General features: G+C 71.6%; 18 protein-coding genes. 7 read left to right on the top strand and 11 right to left on the bottom strand.

The annotated features are described in order from the left end of the window. Window positions 1–101: 101 nt before the first annotated feature. Window positions 102–1,184: an ABC transporter ATP-binding protein gene (locus QWY29_RS02245; protein WP_300959027.1), complete on the bottom strand. Its 1,083-nt coding sequence runs from the start codon at window positions 1,182–1,184 to the stop codon at window positions 102–104. 248 nt (window positions 1,185–1,432) lie between these two features. Here QWY29_RS02245 and QWY29_RS02240 point away from each other — a divergent pair, with 248 nt between their 5' ends. Genes QWY29_RS02240 through QWY29_RS02225 form a run of 4 tightly spaced genes read left to right on the top strand, consistent with a single transcriptional unit; the run spans window position 1,433 to window position 5,800 of the window. Continuing rightward, entirely contained in the window at window positions 1,433–2,761 is a 1,329-nt protein-coding gene (locus QWY29_RS02240) for an extracellular solute-binding protein (protein WP_300959026.1), read from the top strand. Then, window positions 2,758–3,708 (top strand): carbohydrate ABC transporter permease, encoded by a 951-nt coding sequence (locus QWY29_RS02235; RefSeq protein ID WP_300959025.1) that lies wholly within the window; start codon window positions 2,758–2,760, stop codon window positions 3,706–3,708. The genes QWY29_RS02240 and QWY29_RS02235 overlap by 4 nt, the downstream gene beginning before the upstream one ends. A gap of 4 nt (window positions 3,709–3,712) precedes the next feature. After that, window positions 3,713–4,546, top strand: a complete 834-nt coding sequence (locus tag QWY29_RS02230) for a carbohydrate ABC transporter permease (RefSeq protein ID WP_300959024.1) — start codon at window positions 3,713–3,715, stop codon at window positions 4,544–4,546. Window positions 4,547–4,552: 6 nt separating this feature from the next. Continuing rightward, on the top strand, window positions 4,553–5,800 hold the full coding sequence (locus QWY29_RS02225) for an ABC transporter ATP-binding protein (RefSeq protein ID WP_300959023.1): 1,248 nt from the start codon (window positions 4,553–4,555) through the stop codon (window positions 5,798–5,800). Between the two features lie 99 nt (window positions 5,801–5,899). Here QWY29_RS02225 and QWY29_RS02220 read toward each other — a convergent pair whose 3' ends face one another. The 5 genes from QWY29_RS02220 to QWY29_RS02200 all read right to left on the bottom strand — a co-directional run bounded on the left by QWY29_RS02220 (window position 5,900) and on the right by QWY29_RS02200 (window position 10,508). Further along, on the bottom strand, window positions 5,900–6,598 hold the full coding sequence (locus tag QWY29_RS02220; protein ID WP_300959022.1) for a DUF1707 SHOCT-like domain-containing protein: 699 nt from the start codon (window positions 6,596–6,598) through the stop codon (window positions 5,900–5,902). Window positions 6,599–6,621: 23 nt separating this feature from the next. Then, a complete protein-coding gene (locus QWY29_RS02215) occupies window positions 6,622–7,701 on the bottom strand; it encodes an ABC transporter ATP-binding protein (protein WP_300959021.1) in 1,080 nt (359 codons plus the stop codon). A gap of 4 nt (window positions 7,702–7,705) precedes the next feature. Then, the gene (locus tag QWY29_RS02210) at window positions 7,706–8,485 is read right to left on the bottom strand and encodes an ABC transporter permease (RefSeq protein WP_300959020.1); all 780 of its coding nucleotides are present in this window, start codon (window positions 8,483–8,485) and stop codon (window positions 7,706–7,708) included. Further along, entirely contained in the window at window positions 8,482–9,252 is a 771-nt protein-coding gene (locus QWY29_RS02205; RefSeq protein ID WP_300959019.1) for an ABC transporter permease, read from the bottom strand. The genes QWY29_RS02210 and QWY29_RS02205 overlap by 4 nt, the downstream gene beginning before the upstream one ends. 137 nt (window positions 9,253–9,389) lie before the next feature. Next, complete coding sequence (locus QWY29_RS02200; protein ID WP_300959018.1) at window positions 9,390–10,508, bottom strand: ABC transporter substrate-binding protein; 1,119 nt, start codon at window positions 10,506–10,508, stop codon at window positions 9,390–9,392. Between the two features lie 149 nt (window positions 10,509–10,657). Between QWY29_RS02200 and QWY29_RS02195 the strand changes: the two genes are divergently transcribed. Further along, the gene (locus QWY29_RS02195; protein ID WP_300959017.1) at window positions 10,658–12,346 is read left to right on the top strand and encodes a fumarate hydratase; all 1,689 of its coding nucleotides are present in this window, start codon (window positions 10,658–10,660) and stop codon (window positions 12,344–12,346) included. Window positions 12,347–12,508: 162 nt separating this feature from the next. On the opposite strand, the gene QWY29_RS02190 is transcribed toward QWY29_RS02195, so the two are convergent. Continuing rightward, a complete protein-coding gene (locus QWY29_RS02190; protein WP_300959016.1) occupies window positions 12,509–12,718 on the bottom strand; it encodes a hypothetical protein in 210 nt (69 codons plus the stop codon). Between the two features lie 46 nt (window positions 12,719–12,764). Continuing rightward, complete coding sequence (locus QWY29_RS02185; protein ID WP_300959015.1) at window positions 12,765–13,196, bottom strand: hypothetical protein; 432 nt, start codon at window positions 13,194–13,196, stop codon at window positions 12,765–12,767. Between the two features lie 86 nt (window positions 13,197–13,282). Here QWY29_RS02185 and QWY29_RS02180 point away from each other — a divergent pair, with 86 nt between their 5' ends. After that, on the top strand, window positions 13,283–13,978 hold the full coding sequence (locus tag QWY29_RS02180; protein ID WP_300959014.1) for a spermine/spermidine synthase domain-containing protein: 696 nt from the start codon (window positions 13,283–13,285) through the stop codon (window positions 13,976–13,978). Beyond that, window positions 13,975–15,378 carry a class II fumarate hydratase gene (locus QWY29_RS02175; protein WP_300959013.1) on the top strand — a complete coding sequence of 468 codons (1,404 nt, stop codon included), beginning with the start codon at window positions 13,975–13,977 and terminating at the stop codon, window positions 15,376–15,378. The genes QWY29_RS02180 and QWY29_RS02175 overlap by 4 nt, the downstream gene beginning before the upstream one ends. A gap of 81 nt (window positions 15,379–15,459) precedes the next feature. Here the strand turns inward: QWY29_RS02175 and QWY29_RS02170 are convergent, their stop codons facing one another. The 3 genes from QWY29_RS02170 to QWY29_RS02160 form a co-directional block, all read right to left on the bottom strand. Beyond that, window positions 15,460–16,149, bottom strand: coding sequence for an aggregation-promoting factor C-terminal-like domain-containing protein (locus tag QWY29_RS02170; RefSeq protein ID WP_300959012.1), 690 nt, complete (start codon window positions 16,147–16,149; stop codon window positions 15,460–15,462). 174 nt (window positions 16,150–16,323) lie between these two features. Then, the gene (phoH2, locus tag QWY29_RS02165; RefSeq protein WP_300959589.1) at window positions 16,324–17,625 is read right to left on the bottom strand and encodes an RNA 5'-3' helicase PhoH2; all 1,302 of its coding nucleotides are present in this window, start codon (window positions 17,623–17,625) and stop codon (window positions 16,324–16,326) included. 333 nt (window positions 17,626–17,958) lie between these two features. Beyond that, window positions 17,959–18,735 (bottom strand): isoprenyl transferase, encoded by a 777-nt coding sequence (locus QWY29_RS02160; protein ID WP_300959011.1) that lies wholly within the window; start codon window positions 18,733–18,735, stop codon window positions 17,959–17,961. Between the last annotated feature and the right edge of the window lie 60 nt (window positions 18,736–18,795).

The raw sequence follows: 18,795 nt of genomic DNA, 5'->3' as shown, positions 1-18,795 counted from the left end.
GGTCTCGACCCGCCCGCCGCGGCCTCGTCCCTCAGCCGCGGGGCTTGCTCGACCTTCGCGAGCCCACGCGCCGCGCTCGTTCCTCGCGCGGCACTGCTCGCTCAGTCCGAGAGTCGCTCACCGGTGTCGGTGTCGAACACGTGCACGTTCTCGGGGTCGGTGGTGACGTGGATGGTGTCGCCCTTGTGCACCTTGTCGCGCCCGGAGACCCGCACGATGATGTTGTGCGGGGTGCCCTCGACGCCGCTGGTGCCGTAGACGAACGCGTCGGCGCCGAGCTCCTCGACGACCGTCACCTGCACCGGCAGGCCACCCTCGGCCGCGGAGACCACGCGCCACGCCTCGGGTCGGACACCGACGGTGATCCGGCCCTGCATCGTCTTGGCGGCGGTCGGGTCGACCGGGACGAGGTACTCCCCGATCCGGGCCCGGCCCTCGGCGGCGGTCGCCTCGATCAGGTTCATCTGCGGGGAGCCGATGAAGCCGGCCACGAACAGGTTGACCGGCTTGTCGTAGAGCCGCAGCGGGCTGTCGACCTGCTGGAGGATGCCCTCCTTCATCACCGCGACGCGGTCGCCCATCGTCATCGCCTCGACCTGGTCGTGGGTGACGTAGACGGTGGTGACGCCGAGGTCGGCCTGGAGCTTGGCGATGTCGGTGCGGGTCTGGACGCGCATCTTGGCGTCGAGGTTCGACAGCGGCTCGTCCATGCAGAAGACCTGCGGGCTGCGCACGATCGCGCGGCCCATCGCGACGCGCTGGCGCTGGCCGCCGGACAGGGCCTTGGGCTTGCGGTCGAGGTAGTCGGTGAGCCCGAGGATCCGGGCCGCCTCCTCGACGCGCTTGCGGCGCTCCTCGGTCGGCACCTTGGCCATCTTGAGCGCGAAACCCATGTTGTCGGCCACGCTCATGTGCGGGTAGAGCGCGTAGTTCTGGAACACCATCGCGATGTCCCGGTCCTTCGGCGGGGTGTCGGTGATCTCCCGGTCCCCGATGAAGATCTTGCCGGCGTTGACCTCCTCGAGCCCCGCGAGCATGCGCAGGGTCGTGGACTTGCCGCAGCCGGAGGGACCGACGAGCACCATGAACTCGCCGTCCTCGATGTGGAGGTCGATGCCCGGGACAGCGGGCTTGTCCGCGCCGGGGTACCAGCGCTGGGCACCCTCGAACGTCACTGTTGCCATTGAATTTTCCTCGTTCCTTCACCGGCAGGTACGTGCCGGACGATCCGTCGTGAAGTGACGGCGTTCACAGTAGTGCCTGGCCGCCCCCGCGGGGCCGTGGACCGCGCAGCAGACACCCGGAACGCAAGGCGAATGCCAAGGGGAATGCCAGGGGGAATGCCAGGGGGAATGTCAGACGTGTGCCACCAGGTGTGTCAGCACCGCCCGAAGCGGGCACGTGACCCCCATCACGAGGGAGCGAGGGCACGATGGATGCGAGGAGACCACTGAGGTCCCGACGCCGACGGGCGTCCGCGGGGCTCGTCTCGCTGGCCTGCGCCTCGGCGCTGCTGGCGGGTTGCTCGGGCGACGGCGACGGCAGGTCGACCCTGAACTGGTACATCAACCCCGACGGTCAGGCCACGCTGGCGAAGATCGCCGAGGAGTGCAGCACCGACGACTACAAGATCGAGATCCAGCTGCTGCCCACCAGCGCGACCGACCAGCGCACGCAGCTCGCGCGCCGGCTCGCGGCCAAGGACTCCTCGACGAACCTGATGAGCCTCGACCCGGTCTTCGTGCCGGAGTTCGCCAACGCCGGCTGGCTGGCGCCCTTCGAGGGTGACCTGGCGGACGAGGTGGTCGACGACGACGTGCTGGCCGGCGCCGCGGAGACCGTCTCCTGGGAGGACGAGGTCGTCGCTGCCCCGCAGTGGGCCAACACCCAGGTGCTGTGGTTCCGCAAGTCGCTGGCGGAGGCCGCCGGGCTCGACATGAGCAAGCCGGTGACCTGGGACCAGGTCATCGAGGCCGCGGACGCCGAGGGCGGCAAGGTCGGCGTGCAGGCCGACCGCTACGAGGCGTACGTCGTGTGGATCAACGCGATGATCCAGGGCGCCGGCGGCACGATCGTGGAGAAGACCGAGGCCGGGCGCGACGCGGAGGTCACGATCGACTCCGATGCCGGCGAGGCGGCCGCGGCGGTGATCAAGAAGCTCGTGGACTCCGACGCCACGATCCCGGGCCTGTCGACCTCCAACGAGGGCAGCAGCCTCGGCGTGATGTACCCCGACGAGGGACCGGGCGAGTTCATGACCAACTGGACCTTCGTCTACAAGAACTACGAGAGCACCGTCGGCAAGCCCGGTGGCCCGCCCGACGAGGAGGCCCTGAAGGACCTCGGCTGGGCCCGCTACCCCCAGACCGTCGAGGGCGAGGAGTCCAAGCCCCCGATCGGCGGCATCGACATCGGCGTCGGCGCCTTCACCCCGGACATCGACGCCGCCCAGGAGGCCGCGGTCTGCATCACCTCTCCCGAGGCGCAGACCCAGCTCGCCGTCACCGACGGGCTGATGCCCTCGCGCGGCTCGGTCTACGACTCCCCCGAGCTCCAGGAGGCCTACCCGCCGGACCTGCTCGAGCTCTACCGCGACAGCATCGACAGCGGCGGGCCGCGCCCCAAGAGCGCCTACTACAGCCAGATCTCCAGCGCCGTGCAGTCGGTCTGGCACTCCCCGACGGGGGTCGACCCCGATTCCACCCCGCAGGAGTCGGCGGACTTCCTCCGCGCCGTCCTCGACGGGAAGGCACTGCTGTGACCACCTCGACGGTGCAGACCGCCACGGCGAAGAAGCCGCGCTCCACGCCCAAGGCGCCGGACTCCGACCGGGCCCGCGCCGAGAACAGCCTCGGCCGCAAGCTCGTGGCCCCGGCGATCGTGCTGATGCTGGTCGTGACGGCGTTCCCGATGATCCGGGCGCTCTACCTCTCGCTGTTCGACTACAGCCTCACCGACCCCGACGAGCGCAGCTTCGTCGGGCTGCAGAACTACGTGACGGCGCTGACCGACAGCCTGTTCTGGCGGGACACCGCGAACACCGTGATGATCATGCTCGTCACGGTCGCCGTCGAGCTGGTCATCGGCTTCGCCTTCGCGATGGTGATGCACCGCGTGATCTTCGCCCGCGGCGTGATCCGCACCTCGATCCTCATCCCCTACGGCATCATCACCGTCGTCTCGGGCTTCGCCTGGCAGTTCGCGTTCTCCAGCGACAACGGCTTCGTCAACGGCTGGCTGCCGTTCCTCGACGACACCTTCGACTGGTTCGGGGCCTACGACTCCTCGATCGTCGCGATCATGGTCTCCGAGATCTGGAAGACCACGCCCTTCATGTCCCTGCTCCTGCTGGCCGGCCTGGCCCAGGTCTCCGAGGACATGATCGAGGCCGCGAAGGTCGACGGGGCGACCTGGTTCCAGCGGCTGTTCAAGGTGATCCTGCCGAACATGCGGGCGGCGATCATGGTCGCGGTGCTCTTCCGTGCCCTGGACGCCTACCGGATCTTCGACAACATCTACGTGATGACCGCCGGCGCCAACGGCACCGAGTCGATCTCGTTCCTGACCTACCGGCAGGTGATCGAGCAGTTCCAGCTCGGCATCGGCTCCGCGCTCTCGGTGCTGCTGTTCCTCTCGGTGCTGGTCGTGGCCTACCTGATCGTGAAGATCTTCCGCGTCGACCTGGCCTCGGCCCGGCAGGAGGGATGAGCCCATGAAGCAGAAGATCGGCCTCGGCGTCGGGCTCGCCGCGATCCTCGTCTGGTGCCTGCTGCCGGTCGCGTGGATCATCTCGCTGTCCTTCAAGTCCCAGGACGCCGTCAGCAACGGCAGCGAGGGGTTCCTCCCACAGCCCGGCGGTGGCGCGGGCTGGCAGAACTACTCCGACGTCATCGGGGACGACCAGTTCCGCCGCGCGATCCTCAACTCGATCGGCATCTCGCTCATCGCGACGCTGCTCTCGGTCGTGATCGCCACGCTGGCGGCGTACGCCATCGCCCGCCTGGAGTTCCGCGGCAAGCGCTTCGTGCTCACCACCGCGCTGGTGATCGCGATGTTCCCCGTCGTCTCGCTGGTGGGCCCGCTGTTCGACATGTGGCGCACGATCGGGATCTACGACACCTGGCTCGGCCTGATCATCCCCTACATGTCCTTCACGCTCCCGCTGGCGATCTGGACGCTGTCGGCGTTCTTCCGTGAGATCCCGTGGGAGATGGAGCAGGCCGCGCAGGTCGACGGCGCGACCTCCTGGCAGGCGTTCCGCAAGGTGATCGTGCCGCTCGCCGCGCCGGGCGTCTTCACCGCGGCGATCCTGACCTTCTTCTTCGCGTGGAACGACTTCGTCTTCGGCATCTCGCTCACCTCGACCGAGACCGCCCGGCCGATCCCCGCGGCGCTGTCGTTCTTCGTCGGCCCCGACCCGTTCAGCCGGCCCGCGTCCCTGCTGGCCGCCGGGGCCGTCGTCGCCACCATCCCGATCGTGATCATCGTCCTGCTGTTCCAGCGCAAGATCGTCGCCGGCCTCACCTCCGGCGCAGTGAAGGGTTGACCCGCCATGGCTGCCATCACCATGAAGAACATCGTCAAGAAGTACGGCGACGGGTTCCCGGCCGTCAACGACGTCTCCATCGACGTGCAGGACGGCGAGTTCATGATCCTCGTCGGCCCGTCGGGCTGCGGGAAGTCCACGCTGCTGCGGATGATCGTCGGCCTGGAGGACATCACCGACGGCGACATGGTCATCGGTGAGCGCCGGGTCAACGACCTCGCCCCGCGCGAGCGCAACCTGGCGATGGTCTTCCAGAACTACGCGCTCTACCCGCACCTGACCGTCTACGAGAACATCGCCTTCCCGCTCCGCCTGGCCGGCGCCTCCGACGAGGAGGTCGACCAGAAGGTCCGCGACGCCTCGAAGACCCTCGAGCTCGACGAGCACCTCGAGCGCAAGCCCGGCAACCTCTCCGGCGGCCAGCGCCAGCGCGTCGCCATGGGCCGCGCGATCGTCCGGGACGCCGACGCGTTCCTCTTCGACGAGCCGCTGTCGAACCTCGACGCCAAGCTGCGCGGCCAGATGCGCACCGAGATCGCCCGCCTGCAGAAGCGGCTGGGCATCACCACCGTCTACGTCACCCACGACCAGACCGAGGCGATGACGCTCGGCGACCGCGTCGCGGTGCTCAAGCGCGGCGTGCTCCAGCAGCTCGCCTCGCCCCGCGAGCTCTACACCAACCCCGCCAACCTCTTCGTCGCCGGCTTCATCGGCTCGCCGCCGATGAACTTCTTGCCCGCCACGGTCCAAGGCGGCTCGGTCGAGCTGCCCTTCGGCACCGTGCGGCTGCCCGAGGACAAGGCCGGCCGGGTGCCGGAGGGCAAGCTGCTGATCGCCGGCATCCGTCCCGAGCACTTCGAGGACGCCGCCGTCGTCGACGACGCCAAGCGCGACCTCGGCTCGACCTTCACCACCAAGGTCGACGTCGTGGAGTGGCTCGGCAACGAGGCCTACGCCTACATCCCGTTCGAGGCCGACGACGCGGTCCGCGAGCAGCTCACCCAGCTCGAGCGCGACCTGGACGGCGACACGATGCGCAGCCAGCTCGTCGTCTCCCTCGACGGCTCCAGCCAGATCGCCGAGGGCGACGACGCCGAGATCTGGGTCGACGCCCGTGCCATGCACCTCTTCGACCCCGAGACCGGCGACAACCTCACCATCGACCTCGACCGCGCCGGCCGGGTCCCCGCCAAGGAGGACCCGGAAGCCGCAGCCGCCGCCGAGCACGCCGCCGAGGACGCCGCCGCCCACTGACGACATCGCTGGTTGAGCCGTGAGGCGCCCCGGCGCCGAACGTGTCGAAACCCGGTGAGGGGCGCAGGGCGGCGCTCGCTGCTCGACCAGCGGGTCAGGTCAGGGCAGCTGCGGGCGGTCCGGGCCGCGGCGCAGGCCCCGGCGGGGCTTGTCCGGGCCCTTCCGGATGACGGTGACACCGGCCATGATCGCGACGCCCTTGACCCGGACCACCGGGGAGTCGGCGTCGATGCGGGCCTCGACCTTGTCGCGGCCCTGCTCGAAGGCGCCCATGATCCCGATGCCCTCGAGGACGACCTGGGTGCGCTCGTCGACGATGACGTCGATGCCGGCCCAGAAGGCGGCGCAGGTGATGACGACCTCGCGGCTGGTGAAGACGGCCTGGCGCAGGTCGATGACGATCCCACCCATGAGCGCGTACGCCGCGTGGCTGGGCCCGACCTCCCACACGCCCTTGCGGTCGCAGCCGCTCATGATCGCGATCGAGGTGTCGTGCCGGCGACCGGCCACGGGCGGCCCGCCGGGGGCCGGCGCCGGGGCGGGCGTCGAGGCGTGCGCGACCGGGGTCGGCAGGCCGGGGGCCGCGCCGGGCGTGGCGGGCAGGTCGCTGACGAGCGGGACGAGGTCGGCGTACACCTTGGCGGCGTAGGCGGCCTCGAGCCGCTCCGAGAGCTCGTCGAGGTCCAGCCGGCCCTCCCCCGCCGCCTCGCGCAGCACCTCGGCGGTGCGGTGGCGGTCGGCGTCGGAGACGCGCAGCCGCGTGGGGTCCGGCGTCCCGGGTGTGTGGCTGCCCTCCATGGGCGCCACCCTAGGCCGCGAGGTCAGTCCGCGACCACCAGGACCGGCACCTGCTCGACGTCGACCCGCACCCGCTCGCCGACCCGGAGGGCGACGGCCTCCGAGCTCGGCAGCTGGGCGGTGACCAGCGTGCCGTCGGTCAGGGTGACGCTGGCGCGCGAGACCGGTCCGAGGAACGCGACGGAGGCGACCGTGGCCGTGCCCGCGGGATCGGCGACCAGGCGGACGGCCTCGGGCCGCACGAGCGCGGTGCCGTTGCCGGTGGCGGAGCCGGGCAGCACGTCGACGGTGGCCTCGAGCACCCGCGCCCGGCCGTCGACGACCTGCGCCGGCAGCCGGTTGCTCAGCCCGACGAACGAGCCGACGAAGGGTGTGGCCGGGGCGTCGTACAGCTCGGCGGGCGGGGCGATCTGCTCGAGCCGACCGGCGTTCATCACGCCGACCCGGTCGGCGACGGCGAGCGCCTCCTCCTGGTCGTGGGTGACGAACAGCGTGGTCGTGCCGACGTCGAGCTGGACGCGGCGGATCTCGTCACGCAGCTGGACGCGCACCTTCGCGTCGAGCGCCGAGAGCGGCTCGTCGAGCAGCAGCACCGCCGGCTCGATCGCAAGCGCGCGGGCCAGCGCCACGCGCTGCTGCTGGCCGCCGGAGAGCTGGTGGGCGTAGCGGCCGGCCTGCTGGCCGAGGCCGACCAGGTCGAGCATGTCGCCGGCGCGGCGCCGGCGCTCCGAGCGCTTGCGCCCGCGCAGCTTGAGGCCGAAGGAGACGTTGTCGAGCACGGTGAGGTGCGGGAAAAGGCTGTAGGCCTGGAAGACCATGCCCATGTCCCGCTTGTTCGGCGGCACCCGGGTCACGTCGCGACCGCCGACCCGCACGGTGCCGGCGTCGGGGCGCTCCAGGCCGGCGAGGATGCGCAGCGCGGTGGTCTTGCCGCAGCCCGAGGGGCCCAGCAGCACGACCATCTCCCCCGGCTCGAGGCGCAGGTCGAGGCCGTCGAGGGCGTGCACGTCGCCGTAGGAGCGGCGCAGCCCGTCGAGCTCGACGGCGACGCCGGAGGACGCGGCCGCGGAGCCGGTGACGGGGGCGGCAGGGGTGGTGGTCATCGGGTCAGTTCCTCCCGGTGGTGGGGCGCCGCCGGTCGAGCAGCGAGAGCCCGACGAGCAGCAGGGCGGCGAAGAGGATGGAGGCGAGCGCGGCGGCCATCGAGGCCGGGGCGTCGCTCTTCTGCAGCAGCACGAGGACGACCGGCAGCGTGTCGAAGTTCAGCAGCGACGCGACGGTGTACTCCCCGAGCACGAGCGCGATCGAGATGAACGCCGCTCCGAGGACGCCGGGCCAGATGTTCGGCACGACGACGCGCACGATGACGGTGAACCAGCCGGCGCCGAGCGACCGGGCGGCCTCCGACAGCGTGGTGGAGTCGATCGCCGAGAGCGCCACGTCGATGGAGCGGTAGGCGTAGGGCAGCACGAGCACGACGTAGACGAACGCGAGCGTCAGTGGAGAGTCGCCGACCAGGTAGTCCACCCAGGCGTAGACGTTGCCCAGGCCGACCACGATGACCAGCGCGGGGATCGTGAGCGGCAGCAGGCAGAGGAACTCCACCAGCCGGCTCGCCCGCGGCACCCGCAGCCGCACCCAGACCATCGTCGGGACGAGCAGGACGACCATGCCGACGACCGTCAGCGCGGCCAGCACCAGCGAGGTGCGGATCGCCTCGGTGAGGGTGGGGTCCTCGACGAGCGAGGCCCACGCCGCGCCGGTCCGGTCGCCCGTGCGCAGGTCGGTGGTGGAGAAGTCGAGCAGCGCCAGCAGCGGCAGCGCGAAGAACGCCGCGAACGCCAGCAGCAGCAGGTAGCGGACCGCGCGGCCCACGACGGCGCTCACCGCAGCCACCGCGAGGTGCGCTTGAGCAGCCAGGCGTAGAGCGCCATGACGACGGCCACGACGACGACCATCTCCAGGGCCAGCGCGAAGCCGAAGTCCTGCTGGCCGAGCACGACCTCGGAGGTCAGCGCGGAGCGGATGAGGAGCGGGGTGATCGGGGCGCCCTGGCTGACGAGGGCGGCGGCGGTGGCGTACGCCGCGAACGCGTTGGCGAACAGCAGCAGCGCCGAGCCCAGGAAGGCCGGGCGCAGGAGCGGGATCGCGACGCGGGTCCAGTACTGCCACGGCGTCGCGCCGAGGTTGACCGCGGCCTCGCGCCACTGGGGCCGGAGCCCCTCGAGCGCGGGCAGGAAGACGATGACCATCAGCGGGATCTGGAAGTAGGTGTAGACCAGCACCAGGCCCGGCAGCTCGTAGAGCCACGCCGAGCCGGCGTCGGAGGTGCCGAGCGTGCTCGCGAGGAGCTCGGTGAGCAGGCCGCCGAAGCCGAGGGTGGCGAGCCAGGCGAAGGCCAGGGTCACGCCGCCGAACTGGGCGAGCACGCCGCACAGCGAGGTCACCACGCGGCGTACGACGCCGGTCGGCGGGGCCGCGAGGACCAGCTGCGCCAGCACCGCGCCGAGCACCGCGCCGATGCCGGCGGAGAGGAACGAGAGCAGCAGGCTCTCGCGCAGGGCGCGCAGCGGCGTCTCCTCACCGAGCGCGCGGACGCGGTCGAGGGTGAAGCCGTCCTCCCCACCGGAGAACGCGCCCACCAGCACCGTCACGGTCGGGACGAGCAGGAAGATCGTGACGTAGACCAGGAACGGGACCAGCCCGAGGGCCGGCCCGACGCCGAGGCGTCGGGCCGACCGCGGGGCACGGGACGTCGTGGTCGACGTGCCCGTGACGGGGGCGACGGTGCTCAGCCGATTGCCTTCGCCCAGTTGTCGGCGAGGTACGACGCCATCGACTCGGTCTGCTCGTTGGACGGGATGACCGGGTCACCGGTCACCTCGGGCAGCGCGTCGTACAGCTCGGCGTCGATCGTGCCGGCCTCGGCCATCGCCTCGGCACGCACGGGGCGGGCGCCACCGGCGAGCCAGAGGTTCTGCCCCTCGTCGCTGTAGAGGAACTCCTGCCACAGACGGGCGGCGGCCGGGTGCGGCGCGTCGGCGTTGATGGCCTGGAAGTAGTAGCCCGCGACGACCGCGTCCTGCGGCACGAAGACCTCCCAGCTGTCGAGCTTCTCCGACTCGGTGGCGTTGAGGTAGTCCCAGTCGATGACGACCGGGGTCTGGCCGGACTCGATGGTGGCCGGCGTCGGGTCGACGGGCAGGAAGTTGCCGGCCGCCTTCAGCTTCTTGAAGAACTCCACGCCCGGGGCGATGTCGTCCGCGGAGCCGCCGTTGGCCAGCGAGGCCATGACCACGCCGCTGAACGCGGCGCCGGCCTGCGTCGGGTCACCGTTGAGCGCGACCTTGCCGCGGAACTCCGGGCCGAGCAGGTCGTCGAGCGACTCGATGTCCGGCACCTTGCTGGAGTCGTAGCCGACCGACATGTAGCCGCCGTAGTCGTTGACCCAGGCGCCGTCCGGGTCCTTGAACTCCTCGGGGATCTCGTCGAACGTCTCGACCTGGTACGGCGCGTAGCGGTCGGTGTTGGCGAGCGCCACCGACTGGCTGAGGTCGAAGACGTCGGGCGCGCGGTCGCTGCCCTTGAGCGTGTCGGCCGCGTTGATCTCGTCCTGGCTGGCCGCGTCGGGCTGCGCCGAGTCGACCTCGATGTCGTACTTCTCCTCGAACGCCTTGATGATCTCGCCGTAGTTCGCCCAGTCCGGGGGCAGCGCGATGACGTTGAGCGTGCCCTCCTCCTGCGCGGCCTCGACGAGGCCCTCCATCCCGCCGAAGTCCTCGGCCGACGTCGCGGCGGCGGCGTCGGTGCCGCCGCTCGAGCCGGAGTCGTCCTTGTCGTCGGCCGGGGGCGAGCACGCCGCCAGCACCGTCGTCGCGGCGAGCACGACGACCAATCTACGAACCTTCACGTCTACCTCCTGAGGCGAGGCGCGGTCGCGCCTCGCGCACCGTTGTGGGCACGACCGTCGCGGACGTTACCGTCCCGCGGCCGCCGGCGGGCCGATCGGTGAACTCCCGGCGTCCGCGCCGCCCGTCCGGCGGCGTAGTCTGAGCGCCTGTGTCGAGCGATCCCGAGTTCCGCTACTCCGACCTGCTGCCCCTCGGCCCGGACCGCACGCCGTACCGGCTGCTGACCACCGAGGGCGTCTCCACCGTCGAGGTCGACGGCCAGACGCTGCTCAAGGTCTCCCCCGAGGCGATCCGGCTGCTGACCCGCGAGGCGATGCACGACATCGCCCACTACCTGCGCCCCGCGCACCTCGCGCAGCTGCGGCGGATCATCGACGACCCCGAGGCGTCGGGCAACGACCGCTTCGTCGCGCTCGACCTGCTCAAGAACGTCAACATCTCCGCCGGCGGCGTGCTGCCGATGTGCCAGGACACCGGCACCGCGATCGTCATGGGCAAGAAGTCCGAGGGCGTCATCACCGGCGTCGACGACGGCGAGGTCGTCAGCCAGGGCGTGTACGACGCCTACACCCAGCTGAACCTGCGCTACTCCCAGCTCGCGCCGCTGACGACGTACGAGGAGAAGAACACCGGCACCAACCTGCCGGCGCAGATCGAGATCTACTCCACGCCCCAGACCAGTGGGAAGCCGGAGTACAAGTTCCTCTTCATGGCCAAGGGCGGCGGGTCGGCCAACAAGTCGTTCCTGTTCCAGGAGACCAAGGCGATCCTCAACCCGCAGCGGATGCTGACCTTCCTCGACGAGAAGATCCGCTCGCTCGGCACGGCCGCCTGCCCGCCGTACCACCTCGCGGTCGTCATCGGCGGCACGTCGGCGGAGTTCGCGCTCAAGACCGCCAAGTACGCCTCGGCGCACTACCTCGACGATCTCCCCACCGAGGGCTCGATGTCGGCGCACGGCTTCCGCGACCTCGATCTGGAGCAGCAGGTCTTCGAGCTGACCCAGTCCTTCGGGATCGGCGCGCAGTTCGGCGGCAAGTACTTCTGCCACGACGTCCGCGTCGTCCGGCTCCCCCGCCACGGCGCGTCCTGCCCGGTCGCCATCGCCGTCTCCTGCTCGGCCGACCGCCAGGCGCTGGGCAAGATCACCCCCGAGGGCGTCTTCCTCGAGCAGCTCGAGACCGACCCGGCGCAGTACATGCCCGACGCCGGCGTCGCCGAGGACATCGCCAGCGGCGAGGTGGTCCCGATCGACCTGACCATGCCGATGGCCGACATCCTGGCCGAGCTGCGCAAGCACCCGGTCAAGACGCGGCTGTCGCTGACCGGTCCGCTCGTGGTGGCGCGCGACATCGCGCACGCCAAGATCAAGGAGCGCCTCGACGCCGGCGAGGAGATGCCGCAGTACCTCAAGGACCACCCGGTCTACTACGCCGGCCCGGCCAAGACCCCCGAGGGCATGGCGTCGGGGTCCTTCGGCCCGACGACCGCGGGGCGGATGGACTCCTACGTCGAGCAGTTCCAGGCCGCGGGTGGCTCGATGGTGATGCTGGCCAAGGGCAACCGCTCCAAGGCGGTCACCGACGCCTGCGCCGCGCACGGCGGCTTCTACCTCGGCTCGATCGGCGGCCCCGCCGCCCGCCTCGCCCAGGACTGCATCCGGTCCCAGGAGGTCATCGAGTACCCCGAGCTCGGGATGGAGGCGGTCTGGAAGATCGAGGTCGAGGACTTCCCCGCCTTCATCGTCGTCGACGACCAGGGCAACGACTTCTTCACCGACCCCGCCGGCACCACCACCATCCCGCTCACCGGCCTGCGCGTCCGCTCCGCGCAGTAGTCGGCCCCGTCGGTGCCGGTCGGTCGGACGGTCGAGCGCACCAATCCACCGGTCAACCGGTGAATTGGTGAACCTGACCGAGAGAACTCGCGCCTGACCGAGGAAGGATCATCGGTCAAGCGCGAGGGTCTTCGGTCAAGCACCGGGGCGGTGCGCCCCGGCTCAGTCGTTGCGGTTGGACTCCATGTTCGCGCGCGGCTTGGCGTTGGGGCCGGCCTCGACGCCCTCGCCGTCCGCACCGTGCGGCTGGTCGGGGTTGCCCGCGACGCCCTGGTCGTCCGAGATCGGCTGGTCGATGGCGTCGGTGTCCATCGAGGCGGCCTCGGAGACCTGTCCCTCGGACTGCTGCGGCTGGTCCTTGTTGTCGCTCATGCACTCTCCTTCGGGTCGATGCGTCCGGTACCCGAAGGAGCGGGGATCAGCAGGCGCGCTTGAAGGTGGCGCTGACCTCGTACCAGGACGACCAGTCGGCCGACTCGCTCGCCCGGTAGCGGCCCTGCGCGACGACGGTGATCCGCTTGCCGCAGGGCACCGCTGCGGTGCGGTACTGCGTGCGCGTGCCCGGCGCGAGGCTGCGGGCGGCCAGCGTCACCCGCTTGCCGGCGGCGACCCGGTAGGCCACCCGGACCTGCCGCTGGCCCTCGGAGGACTTCGTGCGGCGGAACTGAACGAAGGCCCGGGCCTGGTCCTCCGAGGGCGGCGAGACCCGGCCCTGCAGGCCGAGGACCTCGCTGCTCCACGGCCCGTACGTCGGGGCGGCACTGGCCGTGGTCGAGGTGGAGGCGACGAGCCCGGCGGTGGGGACCACCAGCAGGACGAGGGCCACGAGGGTCCGGAGGATGCGTGCCACGATGTCTCCTTGGTCAAGGACGAGCGCGGGCCGATCGGCCGGCCCGCGCCGGGTACAACGAACGACCGGCGGAGGAGCAACGCCCCGTGGAGGACGAGCTGGAGCACGTCGTCGTCGCCCGCGCGGAGTCCGAGCGCGGTGAGCTGGTGCTGCGCGAGCGCCGCAGCCCGCACGGCCCGACCTCGCTGGAGCTGCGGGCCAACGGCGTCTTCGTGATGGACACCCTCGAGACCAGCACCGAGCGGGCGCTGGCCGCTGCGGCGCTCGTCCTGGTCGAGCACCCCCGGGCGGTCCTCGTGGGCGGGCTCGGGCTCGGCTTCACCCTGCACGAGGTGCTCGCCGACAGCCGGGTCGAGCGCTGCGCGGTCGTGGAGATCGAGGAGGCGCTGGTCGGCTGGGTGCGGGACGGCACGGTCCCCCACGGGCCGGCACTGCTCGCCGACGAGCGGGTGCAGGTGGTCGTCGCCGACGTGGCCGTCGCGCTCGCCGAGGCCCGCCCGGCGGCGTACGACCTGGTGCTGCTGGACGTCGACAACGGCCCGGGCTACCTCGTCCACGACGCCAACGCCGCGATCTACCGGGAGCCGTTCCTGGCCACGGTCCGCGCGGTGCTGCGACCGGGCGGGGTGCTGGTGGTCTGGTCCGCCGCCGAGGCGCCGGAGCTGGCGGAGGCGATGGCGGGCGTGTTCGGCGCGGCGGAGGCCCACCCGCACGCCGTCCGGCTCCAGGACCGCGACGAGCACTATTGGCTCTACGTCGCGCGGGTACCGGTCGAGCCGTGAGCGCAGACCAGCAGACCCAGGGCGAGTTCCGGACCGAGCACGACAGCATGGGCGAGGTCCAGGTGCCTCGCGAGGCGCTGTGGCGGGCCCAGACCCAGCGGGCGGTGGAGAACTTCCCGATCTCCGGCACCCCCATCGAGCCCGCGCTCGTCCACGCCATCGGCCTGGTCAAGGCCGCCGCCGCCACGACCAACGGCGAGCTCGGTGTGCTGGACCGGGCGAAGGCTGACGCCGTCGTCGCCGCCGCGACCGAGGTCGCCGAGGGCCGCCACGACCGCGAGTTCCCCGTCGACGTCTTCCAGACCGGCTCGGGGACCAGCTCGAACATGAACGCCAACGAGGTCATCGCCTCGCTGGCCGGGCGGGCCGGCACCGAGGTGCACCCCAACGACCACGTCAACGCCAGCCAGTCGAGCAACGACACCTTCCCCACCGCCATCCACGTGGCCGCGGCGCTGGCCGTGACCGGGCAGCTGCTGCCGGCCCTCGACGTGCTGGCCACCAGCCTCGAGGCCAAGGCCGAGGAGTTCGCCGGCCTGGTGAAGTCCGGCCGCACCCACCTGATGGACGCCACGCCGGTGATGCTCGGCCAGGAGTTCTCCGGCTACGCCGCGACGGTGCGGTACGCCGCCGAGCGGCTCGAGTCGGTCCTCCCCCGCGTCCGCGAGCTGCCGCTGGGCGGCACCGCCGTCGGCACCGGGATCAACACCCCGCCTGGCTTCGCCGCGCGGGTGATCGAGGTGCTCGGCGAGCGCACCGGCCAGCCGTTCACCGAGGCGCGCAACCACTTCGAGGCCCAGGGCACCCGCGACTCGCTCGTCGAGCTCTCCGGCGTGCTGCGGACCATCGCGGTCGGCCTGACGAAGATCTGCAACGACCTGCGCTGGATGTCGTCGGGCCCGACGACCGGCCTGGCCGAGATCCACCTGCCCGACCTGCAGCCGGGGTCGAGCATCATGCCCGGCAAGGTCAACCCGGTGCTGCCCGAGGCCACGCTCATGGTGTGCGCCCAGGTCGTCGGCAACGACGCGGCCGTCGGGACCGCCGGCGCGAGCGGCAGCTTCGAGCTCAACGTCGCGATGCCGGTGATGGCGCGCAACGTGCTGGAGTCGGTGCGGCTGCTCTCGACGTCCTCCACCGTGCTGGCCCGGCGCTGCATCGACGGGATCACCGCCGACGCCGAGCGGATGCGGCAGTACGCCGAGTCCTCGCCGTCGGTCGTCACACCGCTGAACAAGCACATCGGCTACGAGAACGCCGCCAAGGTGGCCAAGCAGGCGCTCGCGGACGGCGCGACGATCCGCGAGACGGTCGTCGCGATGGGCTTCGTCGAGCGCGGCGAGGTCACCGAGGCCCAGCTCGACGAGGCGCTCGACGTGGAGTCGATGACCCACCCCTGACACCCCGCGCCGGCCTCGTGCTGCTCAGCGTGCGCCAGGACGCACCCTCAGCAGCACGAGGCGGCTGGGGGTCGACGTTGCTCAGTACCAGTTGTTGCCCTGCTTGAAGGACCAGGCGTTGCACGGCGAGCCGTAGGCGTCGCGGATGTAGCCCAGGCCCCAGCGGATCTGCGAGGCGGCCGAGGTCATGTAGTCGGCCGGCAGCTCGTGCATGCCGGTGAGCGCCTGCGGGATGCCGTAGGCCGACGAGGTGGGGTTGTCGGCGTCGACGCGCCAGTCGCTCTCGCTGACCCACAGCGAGTCGAGGCAGGAGAACTGGTCGGCGGAGAAGCCGAACTCGCCGAGCATGGCGCGCGCGATCGAGCGCGGGTCGGCGTCGGAGAGGTCCTCGGTGCGGGTGATCGCCCGGGTGGCGCCCGTGCCGGCGGCGGCGCCGAGCTCCTCGCGGAGCGTGGCCTGCTTGGTGGGGTCCGCCTGCTCGCGGCGGTCCGTGGAGCGGGTCACCGACGACGCGCGGTCCTCGGCGAGCTCGGAGCCGGTCAGGCGTGCGCCGTCCGCGACGGCGGAGACGTCACCGGCGGCGGCGTTGACCGCGCCGGGGCCGGACAGGACGCCGCCGGAGACGGCGGCGCCGGTCGTCGCGACGGCCACCCCGGAGAGGAGGGCCGTGGTGCGCAGGGCCTGTCGCGGGGCGCGCGTGAGCCGGGGCTCGGACGCGCGACGGTGCTTCGGGACGTGCTTGACGTGCTTCGACACAGGGGAGTCATCCACGGGGGTAGAGGCCAGGGACCCCGACACCATGCACGACCGAGGGGGAGCCCGCCAAAGCGACCGGCCGGGTCGTGGACGGAGCCCGGCGGGGCGTGTGACACATCCGTCACACCAGCCCCGCCGGCCCCAGCTGTCCAGACCGGTGTCGGCAGGCTCACGGCCGGGACGTGACGGCTACAACGTGACGTTCTCCAGCATCTCGGTGACCAGCGCCGCGATCGGCGAGCGCTCGGAGCGGGTCAGCGTGACGTGGGCGAAGAGCGGGTGCCCCTTGAGCTTCTCGATGACCGCGACGATCCCGTCGTGCCGGCCCACCCGCAGGTTGTCGCGCTGGGCGACGTCGTGGGTGAGGACGACCTTGGAGCCCGCGCCGATCCGCGAGAGCACGGTGAGCAGCACGTTGCGCTCCAGCGACTGCGCCTCGTCGACGATGACGAAGGAGTCGTGCAGGGACCGACCGCGGATGTGGGTCAGCGGCAGCACCTCGAGCATCCCGCGGTCGAGCACCTCCTCGATGACGTCCTTGGACGTCATCGCGCCGAGGGTGTCGAAGACCGCCTGCGCCCAGGGGCCCATCTTCTCGGCCTCCGATCCGGGCAGGTAGCCGAGCTCCTGGCCGCCGACCGCGAAGAGCGGCCGGAAGACCACGACCTTCTGGTGCTGGCCGCGCTCGAGCACCGCCTCGAGACCGGCACACAGGGCCATCGCCGACTTGCCGGTGCCGGCCCGGCCGCCGAGGGAGACGATGCCGACCTCGGGGTCGAGCAGCATCTCGAGCGCCACCCGCTGCTCCGCGGACCGGCCGTGGACGCCGAACGCCTCCCGGTCGCCGCGCACCAGGTGGATCCGCTTGTCCGGGCCGACCCGGCCCAGCGCCGTGCCGCGGTCGGAGAGCAGCACGAGGCCCTGGTGGCACGGCAGGTCACGGGCGACCTCGAGGTCGAGCACCCCGTCGTCGTACAGCTCGTCGAGCTCGGCGGCGGCGACCTCCAGCTCGGCCATGCCGGAGTAACCGGTGTCGGAGTCGCTGACGGCCTCCGCGCGGTACTCCTCGGCGTCCAGGCCGACCGCCGAGGCCTTGATCCGCAGCGGGAGGTCCTTGGAGACCAGGGTGACCGCGCGGCCCTCGTCGGCGAGGTTCTTGGCGACGGCGAGGATGCGGGTGTCGTTGTCGCCGAGCCGGAAGCCCGACGGCAGCGCCTGCGGATCGGTGTGGTTGAGCTCCACCCGCAGGGTCCCGCCCTCCTCCCCCACCGGCACGGGCTCGTCGAGCCGGCCGTGGGTGACCCGGAGGTCGTCGAGCGCCCGCAGCGCCGTGCGCGCGAAGAAGCCGAGCTCGGGGTGGTGCCGCTTGCCCTCGAGCTCGGTGATGACGACCACCGGCAGCACGACCTCGTGCTCGGCGAACCGGCGCAGCGCGCCGGGGTCGGCCAGCAGCACGCTGGTGTCGAGGACGTAGGTGCGGGTCGCCGGCACCGCTGGGCGGGCGGCGCGGGTGCTGCTGGTGGTCCGGGTCTGCTTGGCCGTGGTGGTCGGCACGGTTCACCCCTCACGGGACGGCACGCGCACTCGACGCCCGGGTCCCTAGCTCACGCGGTTGGACCGGGACCGGGCCCGCAGGCCGGAGTGCCGGCCCCCTCGCCCACGGCAGGCAGCTGCCTGTCGCGCGCTGCAGTCGTGATCGCTCACGAGCGGACCTCCCGACGTGGCCGGCTTCCCCACCGGCCACTGAGCGAGAACGTACGCCGCGGCGCACCCCGAGGACCGCGACACGCCCGTCCCCAGGGTGAACATCCCCTGAACGAGGGATCAGGCGCCGAAGCGGCGCTCGCGCTGGGCGTAGGCGCGGATCGCGCGCAGGAAGTCGACGCGGCGGAAGTCGGGCCAGTAGGCCTCGCAGAAGTAGAACTCCGACTTCGCGCTCTGCCACAGCAGGAAGCCACCGAGCCGCTGCTCGCCGGAGGTGCGGATGACGAGGTCCGGGTCGGGCTGGCCCTTGGTGTAGAGGTGGTCGGCGATGTGCTCGACGTCGATCTGCTCGGCGAGCTCCTCGAGGGTGGTGCCACGCTCGGCGTGCTCCTGGAGCAGCGAGCGGACGGCGTCGGCGATCTCGCGGCGACCGCCGTACCCGACGGCGACGTTGACGAGCAGGCCGTCGACGTCGCGGGTGGACTCCGCGGCGGCCTTGAGCAGCTCGGCGGTGCGCGCGGGCAGCAGGTCGAGCGCGCCGACCGGGTGCAGCCGCCAGCGCTGCTGGGCGGCGAGGCTGGTGACGGCCTCCTCGATGATCTCCAGCAGCGGCGCGAGCTCGGCGGCGGGCCGGTTGAGGTTGTCGGTGGAGAGCAGCCACAGCGTGACCACCTCGATGCCGACCTCGTCGCACCAGCCCAGCAGCGGCTCGATGTTGGCCGCGCCCGCGCGGTGCCCGTGGGCGGTGTCGCGGCCCACGGCGCGCGCCCAGCGGCGGTTGCCGTCGAGCATCACGCCGATGTGCTTGGGCAGCTGGTCGGCGGGCAGCCGGCGCAGCATCCGGGCCTCGTAGGCGGGGTAGAGCACCCGCCTCAACCCACGCTTCCAGTCCGCCACGGGGAGCAGGGTACGCCGCCGCGAGCCCCCGCGGGCCACCCCTGCGGGCCCGGTCCGCAA

Origin of the sequence: Nocardioides abyssi, from assembly GCF_030412915.1 — a bacterium.
Lineage (GTDB): Bacteria > Actinomycetota > Actinomycetes > Propionibacteriales > Nocardioidaceae > Nocardioides > Nocardioides abyssi.
Note: the sequence above shows the minus strand (reverse complement) of the source record. Positions and strands in the feature narration are given on the sequence as shown.